This is a genomic window from Streptomyces sp. ICN903, from assembly GCF_022015835.1.
Taxonomy (GTDB): domain Bacteria; phylum Actinomycetota; class Actinomycetes; order Streptomycetales; family Streptomycetaceae; genus Streptomyces; species Streptomyces fenghuangensis.
Genome location: NZ_JAKMAY010000182.1, coordinates 1 through 12,048, shown reverse-complemented (window position 1 = coordinate 12,048; position 12,048 = coordinate 1). Strand labels below are relative to the sequence as shown.

At 68.3% G+C, this 12,048-nt stretch carries 9 protein-coding genes; 5 read left to right on the top strand and 4 right to left on the bottom strand.

Annotation, left to right across the window (positions count from 1 at the left end):
* Positions 1 to 68 precede the first annotated feature (68 nt).
* From L7D48_RS18550 to L7D48_RS18535, 4 genes are all read right to left on the bottom strand, one after another.
* Positions 69 to 962 carry a carbohydrate ABC transporter permease gene (locus L7D48_RS18550; protein ID WP_237880580.1) on the bottom strand — a complete coding sequence of 298 codons (894 nt, stop codon included), beginning with the start codon at positions 960 to 962 and terminating at the stop codon, positions 69 to 71.
* Between the two features lie 92 nt (positions 963 to 1,054).
* On the bottom strand, positions 1,055 to 2,377 hold the full coding sequence (locus tag L7D48_RS18545; protein WP_237880579.1) for an ABC transporter substrate-binding protein: 1,323 nt from the start codon (positions 2,375 to 2,377) through the stop codon (positions 1,055 to 1,057).
* 41 nt (positions 2,378 to 2,418) lie between these two features.
* A complete protein-coding gene (locus L7D48_RS18540) occupies positions 2,419 to 4,155 on the bottom strand; it encodes an alpha-glucosidase (protein WP_237880578.1) in 1,737 nt (578 codons plus the stop codon).
* Between the two features lie 84 nt (positions 4,156 to 4,239).
* Positions 4,240 to 5,421 (bottom strand): ROK family transcriptional regulator, encoded by a 1,182-nt coding sequence (locus L7D48_RS18535; RefSeq protein ID WP_237880577.1) that lies wholly within the window; start codon positions 5,419 to 5,421, stop codon positions 4,240 to 4,242.
* A gap of 933 nt (positions 5,422 to 6,354) precedes the next feature.
* Between L7D48_RS18535 and L7D48_RS18530 the strand changes: the two genes are divergently transcribed.
* The 5 genes from L7D48_RS18530 to L7D48_RS18510 all read left to right on the top strand — a co-directional run bounded on the left by L7D48_RS18530 (position 6,355) and on the right by L7D48_RS18510 (position 11,928).
* Positions 6,355 to 8,745 (top strand): family 49 glycosyl hydrolase, encoded by a 2,391-nt coding sequence (locus L7D48_RS18530; RefSeq protein WP_237880576.1) that lies wholly within the window; start codon positions 6,355 to 6,357, stop codon positions 8,743 to 8,745.
* 170 nt (positions 8,746 to 8,915) lie between these two features.
* Positions 8,916 to 9,314 carry a DoxX family protein gene (locus L7D48_RS18525; RefSeq protein WP_237880581.1) on the top strand — a complete coding sequence of 133 codons (399 nt, stop codon included), beginning with the start codon at positions 8,916 to 8,918 and terminating at the stop codon, positions 9,312 to 9,314.
* Positions 9,315 to 9,408: 94 nt separating this feature from the next.
* Positions 9,409 to 10,065, top strand: coding sequence for a lytic polysaccharide monooxygenase auxiliary activity family 9 protein (locus L7D48_RS18520; RefSeq protein WP_237880575.1), 657 nt, complete (start codon positions 9,409 to 9,411; stop codon positions 10,063 to 10,065).
* A gap of 120 nt (positions 10,066 to 10,185) precedes the next feature.
* Positions 10,186 to 10,698, top strand: a complete 513-nt coding sequence (locus tag L7D48_RS18515; protein ID WP_237880574.1) for a hypothetical protein — start codon at positions 10,186 to 10,188, stop codon at positions 10,696 to 10,698.
* A gap of 45 nt (positions 10,699 to 10,743) precedes the next feature.
* Positions 10,744 to 11,928, top strand: a complete 1,185-nt coding sequence (locus L7D48_RS18510) for an ABC transporter ATP-binding protein (RefSeq protein WP_374492759.1) — start codon at positions 10,744 to 10,746, stop codon at positions 11,926 to 11,928.
* Positions 11,929 to 12,048 lie beyond the last annotated feature (120 nt).

The window sequence follows — 12,048 nt, the reverse complement described above, 5'->3', positions numbered from 1 at the left end:
GCCGGGGTGTGCCGGTGCGTGGGCGCGGGGCGAGGTGGGCGCGGGGGTGGTGATGTCGGTGGTCATGGTCATCCGTCCTCGCGGGCCTGGCGGGTGAGCATTGTTCCGGCGATGATCAGCACGAGCAGGGTGATGGTGCTGGAGATGGCGGATCCGTAGCCGACGTCGGCGCGCTCGAAGAAGTTCTGGTAGGCGAAGTAGGCGGGGACCAGTGTCGAGTTGCCGGGTCCTCCGCCGGTGAGGACGAAGATCTGAGCGAAGACCTTGAGGCCGGCGATGGTGGTGGTGACCAGGACGACGTAGACCTCGGGCCGCAGGATGGGCACGGTGATGCGGGTGAAGCGCTGCCACCAGGACGCGCCGTCGAGGGATGCGGCTTCGTAGAGTTCGGGGTCGATGCGCTGGAGGCCGGACATGAACAGTACGAGCGGGTAGCCGAGCTGCATCCAGACCAGAACGCCGAGGACGACCCACAGGGCGAGGTCGGGGTCGCCGAGCCAGTTCTCGGTCAGTGACGAGAAGCCGATCGTCTCCAGGACGCTGTTGACGGCGCCTTCGGGGGCGAGGATCCATCCCCACATCAGGCCGGTGACGGCGACCGGGATGACCTGGGGCAGGTAGAGGCCGGAACGGAAGACGCTGACCAGGCCGTCGCCGTGCTTCTTGCCGATGTAATCGAACAGGAGGGCGGCGAGGAACAGGCCGAGAAGGGTGGGGATGACCGCGATGCCGATGATGACGAAGGCGATGTTGCGGAAGGAGGCCCAGAAGTCCGCGTCGCCGAGGAGCCGGGTGTAGTTGTCCAGGCCGATCCAGGTGGGGTCGCCGATGCCCTGCCACTGGGTGAGGCTGTAGTAGAAGGTCATCACCAGCGGGACGACGAGGAAGAGCAGGCTCAGCAGCAGGCCGGGCGCGAGGAAGACGGCGTACCCCGTGGACCGCGGGTGACGTGTGGTTTTCACTGTTGCTCCTAGGTGGGCGGGACGGCGGCCGGTGCGGTCGGGCCGCCGTCCCCGGAGGTGAGGGGCTGATGCTCAGGGGTGGAGCGTCAGTCTCAGCGCCGCGAGGCGGCGTACTTCTCGTACGGGGCGGCGAGCTCGTCGAGGGCCGCGTCGGGCTTGCCGCCGTTCATGAGGTTCTGGGTGGCGGCCATCCAGGTGTCGTAGTAGCCGGTGACGGGCCAGTCGGGGTAGAAGGCGAGCCCGTTGCTGCTCTGGTAGGTGTTGAAGGCGGTGATCAGCTCGCGGGACTTGGGGTTGGTGATGGAGTCCGGCTTGGCGGCCAGGGGCACGTTGCCCTCTTCGCCTATGAGCTTTTGGATCTTGTCGGACATGGTGATGTCGATGAAGTCCTCGGCGAGTTCCTTGTTCTTCGCCTTGGTGGGGATGACCCAGTGGTTGCCGCCGGAGCCGAGGGTCTTCTCGCTGCCCGGGTAGGGGGCGGTGCTCCACTGGAAGTTCTCGATGTCGGTGGTGAAGCCGCCGAACCACCAGTTGCCACCGACCAGGATCGGCCGCTTCTGGGAGACGAACTGCTCGGTCATGTCGTTGCCTTTGAGGCCGACGTCCTTCTTGTCGAAGTAGCCCTTGTCGAGCCACTCCTTGTACTTGTTGACGGCGTAGGTCCACTCGGGTCCGTGGAAGTCGACCTCGCCCTTGTAGAGCTGGTAGTTCTCGACCCAGGTGTCGTCGGCCTTGGACAGGGCGAGCAGGTAGAGCCAGTGTCCGGCGGGGTGGTCGTTGCCGGCGTTGGCGAGTGGGGTGATGCCGGCGGCCTTGAACTTGGCCAGGGCGGCTTCGAAGCTCTTGAAGTCGGTGGGCTTGGTGATGTCGTGCTTCTCGAAGAGGTCGTCGTTGTAGTAGGTGAGGACGAACTCGCCGTAGTTCGGGATGCCGTACCAGGTGTCGCCGCCCATTTCGCCCTTGGCGTCGTAGCGGGCGGTGACGGAGGCGCTCTCGCTGATCTTCTTGTCCCAGCCGCGTTCCCTGGCGGTGGCGGTCAGGTCGGTGAGCAGGCCCTGCTTGGCGAGCAGGCCGGTGGTGGCGTTGCCCTTGTTGTACTCCATGACGTCGGGCGCCTTGTCGGAGTTGAGGATCATGCCGGCGTTCTGCTGGATCTGGTCGAACGTCTTCCGTTCGAAGATGACCTTGACGTCGGGGTGGGTCTTCTTGAATTCGGCGATGGCCGCGTCCCAGGCGTTGCTGAGGGCGCCGTCTTCCTGCTCGTAGTGCCACAGGCGCAGGGTCTTGCCGTCGCCCTCCGCGGTGTCGGAGCCGCCGCCGCATGCGGCGAGGGGTGCCATGAGCGCCAGGGCGGTGCTGGCGAGCAGGGCGCGGCGCGTGGTGTGGCCCGTGGCGCGGAGGCGCATGGTCTTCATGGGAGTTCCTTGGGTGTGCAGGGGTGGGGCGGTGTGGATGTTCAGGCGGTGCGGCGGCGGTGGACGCGGGCTTCCCACGGCTGCAGGGTGTGCGGGGTCGTGAGAGGTGTGGTGGCGGGTACGTTGGCGATGAGGGTCTCGCTGTGTTCCCAGCCGTCGGGGAGGTCGACGGCGAGGTCGGCTCCGCTGATGTTGGCCAGGATGAGCAGTTCGGTTCCTGATGCCGTGTCGTGGCGGGCGAAGGCGTAGAGCTGCTCGTGGTCCGGGTGGAGCATGTGGAAGTCGCCGTGGGTGATGGCCGGTTCGGTGTGCCGCAGGTCGATGAGGCGGCGGTAGTAGTGGAAGACCGAGTCCGGGTCGGCGAGCTGGGTTTTGGCGTTGACTTCCGTGTGGTCGGGGTTGACCGCGATCCACGGGGTGCCCGCGGTGAAGCCGGCATGCTGAGTGGTGTCCCACTGCATGGGGGTGCGGGCGTTGTCCCGTCCCATCGCCCGTAGTCCTGCCAGGACGCGTTCGGGGTCGGCACCGTCGGCGACCGCGTGGGCGTAGTGGTTGAGGGATTCGATGTCGCGGAAGTCGTCGACGGAGGTGAACGGGGCGTTGGCCATGCCCAGTTCCTCGCCCTGGTAGACGAAGGGCGTGCCGCGGTGCAGGTGGAGGACGGTGGCCAGGGTCTTGGCCGAGCGGTCGCGGTGGGCGGGGCTGTCGTCGCCGAAGCGGGAGACGACGCGGGGCTGGTCGTGGTTGTTCCAGTACAGGCTGTTCCAGCCGGTGGTGCCGAGTCCGGTCTGCCAGCGGCCGAGACTGGCCTTGAGGTCGGTGAGCTTCAGGGGGCGGGGGTCGAACTTCCCACCGGGGCCGTGGTCGAGCCCGACGTGCTCGAACTGGAAGACCATGTCGAGTTCGCGGCGGGCGGGGTTGGTGAAGAGTTTGGCCTCCTCCACGGTGACCCCGGGCATCTCTCCGACGGTGAGCAGCCGGCGGGGGTGGTCGGCGAAGACCTCGCGGTGCATCTCGGCCAGGTACTCGTGGATGCGGGGGCCGCAGACGTAGTACGGGGAGCCGTCGCCGTAACGGCTTCCTTCGGGGGCGTGGCCGTCGGGCAGGGCGGGGTCCTTGGAGATCAGGTTGATGACGTCCATGCGGAAGCCGTCCACGCCCCGCTCCAGCCACCAGCGCATCATCGCGTACACGGCCTGCCGGACCTCGGGGTTCTCCCAGTTGAGGTCGGGCTGCTTGCCGGAGAACAGGTGCAGGTAGTACTCGCCGGACGCCTCGTCCCACTCCCAGGCCGAGCCCGAGAAGAACGACCCCCAGTTGTTGGGCTCGGCGCCGGGGGTCCCCGGTTCCATGCCGTCGCGGGCGGGCCGCCAGATGTACCAGTCGCGCATCGGGCCGTCCGCGCCGCCGTCGCGGGAGGCGGTGAACCAGGGGTGCTCGTCGGAGGTGTGGTTGACCACCAGGTCCATCACCAGCTTCATGCCGCGCTCGTGGACGGCGGCCAGCAGCCGGTCGAAGTCCTCCAGGGTGCCGTAGAGGGGGTCGATGTCCTGGTAGTCGCTGATGTCGTAGCCGTTGTCGTCATGGGGGGAGGGGTAGACGGGCGAGAGCCACAGGACATCGACGCCGAGCTGGGAGAGGTAGTCGAGGCGTTCGATGATGCCTTGCAGGTCGCCGATGCCGTCCGCGTTGGAGTCGGCGAAGCTGCGCGGGTAGATCTGGTAGACCACCGCGTTGCTCCACCAGGAGTCGGCAGGGTTGGCTTCGTTCACGGGCACGTCATGACCTCATTGCAGCTACTCGGATACTTTGTGTGAAATCTGGGGTGTCGGTGACCGGCGTACCGGCCGACGCCGGAAGGGTCAGGGGATGGCGGCGCCTACCGCGTCACGGATGACGAGGCAGGCCGCTCCTCGGGCCCACAGGTCGTGGCGCACGGGGTCGACGTGGACGGCGCAGTCCAGGGCGGCCGTGGAGAACGCGTGCGCCTCCAGCGCCGCGGTCATGGCCGGGCCGAACAGGTCGTAGGCGACCGCGCCTTCTCCGGCGATGATGATCTTCTGCAGGTTCAGCAGGTTGCACATGCCCGCCAGGCCTCGTCCGAGGGCTGTTCCGGCTTCGGTGAACGCTGAGCGGGCCACGGTCTGGGACGAGCCGCCTGCGGTGCGGGCGAGGTTGATGGCGTCGGTGATGGTGGCGCAGTGAACGCCGGCGTCTTGGAGGTGGCGCAGGACGGCCCGGTCGCCGGCGAGAGCCTCGAGGCAGCCTCGGCGGCCGCAACTGCACATGGGGCCCGCGGGGTCAAGGGGCAGATGGCCGAGTTCTCCGGCCATTCCGGTGGTACCGGAGAAGAGGGCGCCGTCCAGGAGGAGGCCGCAGCCGATGCCGGGGCCGACGGTGACCACGGCGAAGGAGTCGATGTCGCGGCCCTGCCCGAACCAGCGCTCGGCGACGACCAGGGTGTTGACGTCGTTGTTGACGACGACCGGCAGTCCGGTCGCCTCCTGGAGAGGGCCGGCCACGTCGACCTTGTTCCAGTCGAGCAGGGCCGAGTAGCGGCAGATTCCGGCGTCGGAGTCGACGTGGCCACTGACCCCGACGCCCAGGCCCAGCACCCTGTCCGCCGCTTCGGGCGCCTCTTGGAGGAGCCGGCTGGTCAGGGCAGCAGCGGCGGACAGGGCAGTTGCGGGGGTGCAGTCGGCGATGGACTCCTCGGCGCGGGCCAGGACGTTGGCCGCCATGTCGGTGACCACTCCGGAGACCTGCGCAGGGCCGATCTTCAGTCCGACGACGATGTGTTTGTCGGGGTTGACGTGCAGCATCTTCTGCGGTCGGCCCCTGCCCTGCGGAGCGGTGTCGCTCTCGCGCAGGTAGTCGTGTTCGAGGAGCGGCGGCAGCATCCGTGTCACGCTGGAGGGCACCAGGCCCAGGCGCTGGGCGAGCTGGGTGCGCGAGATCGGCCCCGCGGTGAGTACGGTCGCGAAGATCTCCGCACGGGTCTGTTCACTGACGAGTTCCGAGAACCGGATCTTCGACGGGCTCATCACGCGCTGCCTCCAGGTGGCGGTCGGTCAGGGGCGTTGGGGCTGGGTCATCACCGTCGGCCCCGGTACGGCTGGTGTCGGCCCCCCCCCGGAGCACGGGGCGGGACCCGCTGCCGCACGTGGGACGCGGAGATCGTCATAGTGCCTCCTTGGCTCCGCCGTCGTCGGCGTGAGGACGCCGGTCAACTGCGTATGACGGGAGTGTGTCCCCCGGTTTTTCGTGCGTCAAGAAACAAAACAGCGCGTTACGCAACCGTGATCGACGCAAGTTTTGACCTGTTTGACGCAATTGCCCCTCCCTCGGAGGGCGGGAAGACCTCCGCAGGGCGCGAATCTCGTTCATTTCATTGACACGCGGAAGAAATGAGGGGACGTTATCCGGCGACCGAGGAGTGCTGCGGCCGCCGGCCACGGCGTCGCGGCAGCCCTGGTGTCCGCCGACTCCGCCCTGCGCGCCTGCCGGAGGCGTGGAGCCCGCCGGAGGCCCGTGGGGCCGGTGACCTCAATCCCCCGGCCCCACGGATGACGTCCGGTCTCGCCCGCACATGACTCGCCGCCTGGCCACCGTCCGAAGCGAGGACTCGATGACGACACGACCTGCCCGCTGGCTGATGCGGAGGCCCGCCCACGGCTCCATGCGCACCGCTACGCCGGCGCGGGCCGGCGCCGCCCGCCGTGCGCACCCCGCCGCACCCGGTCCCGAGCCCTAGACACAGGCGGTGTCCAGCGCAGGGCTCCCCGGGCCGCCGACCCGTGGTGGTGCGCGCACCGCGCCCCGGGACCAGGCCAGGCATCCCATGCTCCCGGCGATGCCTCACGGCGTTCCACGCCCGCGGGGCAGCGCGCCGGCTCGCCCGTCCTCTGCGGGCGCATCCGCCCGCAGAGGCGCACCAGGGGCATTGCCCCGATACACACAAGAGAGGACACACTCGCATGTCCACATCACGACCGCGACCACGGGCACGGGCGGCAGCGGCCGTCGTCGGCCTGGTCCTGGCTCTGGCCGCCGGCATAGTGCCCGCCGGCGCCGCGGCCGCCGCCGACACTCCCGGTACGGGCGCCGACGCCAGACGCCAGGCCGCCCAGGCCAAGCTCCCGGCCGCCCAGGCCAACGGCACCGCGGTGGCCGACTCGGCCCGGGCGGAGACGGCGGACAGCGCGCAGCTGAAGACCTGGTGGCACGACAACCACGAGTTCAACACCACCAGCCCCGTGCAGAACGACAAGGTCCGCCGCTCGTCCTTCTACGACGTGAAGGTCGCCACCGCAGCCGCGCCGACGACCCGGTACGACTCGTTCGCCTACATGAGCATCCCGCGCAGCGGGAAGGGCAAGATCGGCTACACCAAGGAGGACGGCGCCGAGTTCGCCTCGTCCGCGAACCTCACCATGAGCTGGTCGTCCTTCCAGTACTCCACCGACGTGTGGGTCGACGTCTCCCTGCGCACCGGCCAGACCGTCTCCTCCGCCGACCAGGTCAAGATCAAGCCCAGCAGCCTGAACTTCGCCAAGGAGCTCGTCAACGACAGGACCGTCCGCATCAAGGTCCCCTACGACGCCAAGGGACACCGGTTCTCGGTCGAGTTCGACCCGCAGCTGTACACCGCGTACAACGACATGTCAGGCCCCGCGAACGACGCCGGCAAGCTCACCACGCAGGGCGGCGGCGGCAACCGCGCCATCCACACCGAGCCCCGCAACTCCATGATGATCTTCGCCGAGCCGACCCCGGCCGGCGCGGAGAGGGACCGGCTGGTTCCCACGGCCGACTCGGGCAGCATCCACTACCCGCAGCAGGGCCGGGTCACCAACCTCAACACGATCAGCGAGGAGATCGTGTACTTCCGGCCCGGCACCTACTACATGACCTCCAAGTACCACGCCCTGCTGCCCAAGCAGGTCAAGTGGGTCTACCTGGCCCCGGGCGCGTACGTGAAGGGCGCCATCCGCTTCCCCGACGACAGCCAGGGCCTGTACAAGGTGACCGGCCACGGGGTGTTCTCCGGTGAGCAGTACGTGTACGAGGCCGACACCAACAACAACTACGACCACCTCAGCGGAGCGTCGAACTGCCACGCCTCCTGCGTGAAGATGCTCCAGTTCCAGTCCTCGGACCGCCAGCAGTACCTCGACCTGCAGGGCGTGACCATCAACGAGCCGCCGTACCACTCGTTCGTCGTCTACGGCAACGAGCAGCGCTTCCAGATGCGGGTGGACAACTACAAGCAGGTCGGGTCCTGGTACTGGCAGACCGACGGCATCGAGTTGTACCGCGGCAGCACCATGAAGAACACGTTCTTCCACGCCAACGACGACGTGCTGAAGATGTACCACAGCGACGTCACCATCGATGACACCGTCATCTGGAAGGGCGAGAACGGCCCCGTCATCCAGTGGGGCTGGACACCGCGCAACATCGACAACGTACGGGTGACCAACACCCACGTCATCCACAACCGCATGTACTGGAAGGACGTCAAGTACAACACCTGCATCCTCAACTCCTCCTCCCACTGGGAGGACATGGGATCGACCACCACGGCCGACCCTGGCGCGTGGGTGAAGAACATGACCTTCGAGAACATCACGGTCGAGGGCATGACCAACTGTGCCATCCGCGTCTTCGCCCTCTCCAGCACCGAGAACATCCACGTCAAGAACCTCAAGATCGGCGCCTGGAACGGACTTGACCCCAGCTCCCAGGTCAGCCTGCTCAAGCGGTACACCAACTCCGCCGGTCAGAAGGTCACCCTTGGCAACGAAACTCGTGACAGCCGCGGCCTGAAGCTGGAGAACTACACCGTCGGCGGCACCGTCATCAGCAAGTCCGGCGACAACTGGGGCGCCGACAAGCTCGGTCGGCTCGGCTTCGACGCCGAGACCTGGGACAACTGGAACGCCTGGGGCTCTGGTGGCAACAACCCCGGCCCCGCCCCGGTCACCGGCGGCAAGATCGTCAACGGCGCGACCTCCAAGTGCGTCGACCGCGCCGACGGCGGCACGGCCAACGGCACCGCCATCCAGCAGTGGACCTGCGCCGACGTACCCTCCATGGCCTGGTCGCTCGACGGGCAGCAGCTGAAGTCCGGCGGCAAGTGCCTCGACGTCGTCGGTGGAGGCACCGCCAACGGCACCAAGGCGCACCTGTGGGACTGCGGCGGCTGGGACAGCCAGAAGTGGGCCTTCCAGTCCGACGGCACCCTGAAGAACCTCAAGTCCGGCCGCTGCCTGGACATCGAGGGACAGAGCTCGTCCGACGGCGCCCGCCTGCACCTGTGGGACTGCGGCGGCTGGGACAGCCAGAAGTGGGCCGTCACCTCCTGACCCGCCGGAGGGCCGCCGGCCCGTCACACCGGCGGCCCTCGACCCCGCACGCATCCGGCGCCCGGGGCACGGCGTACACGCCCGTCGAGAAACGGCATACACCCCCGTCGAGAAAGGGCATCGCTGTGGAGTTATCGAGATACCAGGGCCCGGCTCTGGGCCTGTTCCGGATGGTGATCGGACTGCTGTTCGCCTGCCACGGGGCGGCGACACTCTTCGACGTCCTCGGCGGAGCCCACGGGTCGCCGCCCGTCGTCGGGCAGTGGCCCGGGTGGTGGGCCGCGGTGATCCAGCTGGCCGGCGGCACGCTCGTGCTGCTCGGCCTGGCCGCACGGCCGGCGGCGATCCTCTGCTCGGGGTCCATGGCCTACGCCTACTTCGTCCACCACCAGGGCGACGGGCTCTTCCCCCTGGAGAACGGCGGCGAAATGGCCGCCCTCTACTGCTGGGCCTTCCTGCTCCTCGCCGCCCTCGGGCCCGGCCGCTGGTCACTGTCCGCCCTGCTCGGGCGCACCACACGCACCGAGCCCCCCGCGCGGAGGGAGGTGGTCGACCGGAGAGTCGACTGAGCCAGGACCGCGAGCAAGACGTCATGTGCACGCAATGAGCCGCCCGGCCGGCGACACCGGCCGGTGATCCCCCGACACACGGAGGAAGAGCACCATGAACCTCGCACCGAAGACACTGTCCCGCCGCACGGCGCTGAGCACCGCAGTGCTGTCCACCAGCCTGCTCTGCCTGCTCCCCACGGCCCCGACGGCATCCGCCCACGGCACGGTCATCACCCCCGAGACCCGCAACTACGGCTGCCTGCAGCGCTGGGGCTACAACGAGCCGAACGAGGCCCAGGACCCCATGTGCTACCGCACCTACCACGAGAGCCCGAACGCCATCACCGCATGGAAGGCCGTCTACGCCAACAACACCGGGGACAACTACCAGCAGGCCATCCCCGACGGCCAGATCTGCAGCGCCGGCGGCCAGGGGGAGACGAACTACCGACCGCTCGACCGTCCCGGTCCGTGGAAGGCGACCGACATCGGCGCCAACTTCACCGTCGACATCTACGACGAGGCACGGCACGGCGCGGACTGGCTGGAGATCTACGTCACCAAGCAGGGCTTCAACCCGGAGTACCAGCTGATCGGGTGGGACGACCTGGAGCTGGTGAAGAAGACCGGCCGCTACCCCTACCAGGCGCACTACACCACGGACGTCAGTACGTCGGGCTACAGCGGGCGGCACGTCGTGGTGACCGTCTGGAAGGCGTCGCACATGGACCAGAAGTACTTCCTGTGCAGCGACGTCAACTTCGGCTGACCTCCTGCTGACCGGGCCCCGCGAGACGCCGAGCGTCTCGCGGGGCCCCAGCGCCACCGACCCCCCACAGGCCGGCATCCCGTGCCCGCCTGGGTCCCCCGCAAAGCCGAAGGACAGACGATGACCAGCACCTTCCGCCGCGAGCCCGCCGACGGCGCGCACCCCGCCGCAGGCCGCCGGTCCCGCACCCGTCAGCTGCTTCGACAACCCACCGCCCTCGCGTGCCGCTACCAGCACAGCAGCACCGCGGTCTTACGCGTCTGCGTCGGGGTGGTCTTCTGCTGGTTCGGGATCCTGAAGTTCTTCCCCGGGGCAAGCGCGGCGGAAGGCGTCGCCGTCCACGCCATGACACGGATGACCTTCGGCCTCGTCCCCGCCCAGGCGTCACTGCTCATGCTCGCCGTCCTGGAGACAGCCATCGGTCTCGGCCTCATCACCAAAATGATGCTCCGCTACGCCCTGGCCGCCTTCTTCCTCCACATGGCAGGGGTCTTCCTCACCCTCCTCCTGCTGCCCGGCGACATGTGGCACACCTACGGCACCATCCCGACCCTCGAAGGCCAGTACGTCATCAAGAACCTCGTCCTCGTGGCCGCCTGCCTCCACATCTCCGCCGAAGAACTCGCCCCCTGACCCCTCGCACACCCCGCCGGCACGCCACGCACCAGGAGCAGCACGTTGGGCAGCACCATCACCCTCCACGACCTCGCCAAGACCTACCCCAACGGGCAGACGGCCGTGAACCGGTTGTCGCTGGCCATCGAAGCGGGCGAGTTCCTCGTCCTGCTCGGCCCCTCCGGCTGCGGTAAATCCACCCTCCTGCGCATGATCGCCGGACTGGAGACGATCACCGAGGGAGAACTGCGCCTGAACGGCCGCCTCGCCAACGACCTCGACCCGAGCGAGCGGGACGTCGCCATGATCTTCCAGAGCTTCGCCCTCTACCCCACCATGACGGCGGCCGAGAACATCGGCTTCCCCCTGGCGGTCCGGAAACAGGACCGGCCACACGTGGCGGCACAGGTGCAGACCGTGGCCGAGACCCTGGGGATCGGCCACCTGCTCGCACGCTCCCCCTCCCAGCTCTCCGGAGGAGAGCGGCAACGCGTGGCCATGGGCCGGGCCGTCGTCCGCCGCCCCTCGGTGTTCCTCATGGACGAGCCGCTGTCGAGCCTCGACGCGCGGCTGCGCAACCGCCTGCGGATGGAGATGCTGTCGGTAGCGCGCAGCACCGGCGCGACGACCGTCTACGTCACCCACGACCAGGCCGAGGCCATGGCGCTGGGCGACCGGGTGGCCGTCCTGCGAGACGGTGCGCTCCAGCAGGTCGACACCCCGCGCCGGCTCTACGAACTGCCCGCCAACGCCTTCGTCGCCTCCTTCATCGGCACACCGCGGATCAACCTGCTGCACGGCACCGTCCACGCCCCCATCGACGGGTCCCTGTCCGTAAGCCTCGGCGCGCAGCACCTCCCCCTGCCCCAGCCGCTCACCCACGACCACCAGATGCTCCGTGTCGTGCAGAGCCGCCCCCTCCTGATCGGCCTGCGCCCCGAAGCCGTCCGCATCGCCGAACACTCCCAGGCCACCCCGTTCGAACGCCCCCTCACCGGCGTCGTCGAACACATCGAATTCCAAGGACACGAGGCACTGCTGCACCTGTCGCTCGGCGGACGACAAGCCGACGTACCACCCCAGCCACTCCCCCAAGAACAGCACAAGCCCCCACGAAACACCACAACCGACCTGGCCCGACGACTCCTCCACCGAGTCCGCACAGCGAAGGCAACCCGATCCACCCACGAAAACCACCAACCCTGCATAACATACCGAAACCCACACGATCGGGCATCGGCGAGCTGATCGTGCGCACAACGCCGGGCACACCCCACCGCAGAAGACAGCGCATCCCCCTGCTCGTCGATGTCCGCAGCCTGCTCGTCTTCGACGAACACGGCGACCGCGTCAGCCCAGCCCCCGCCC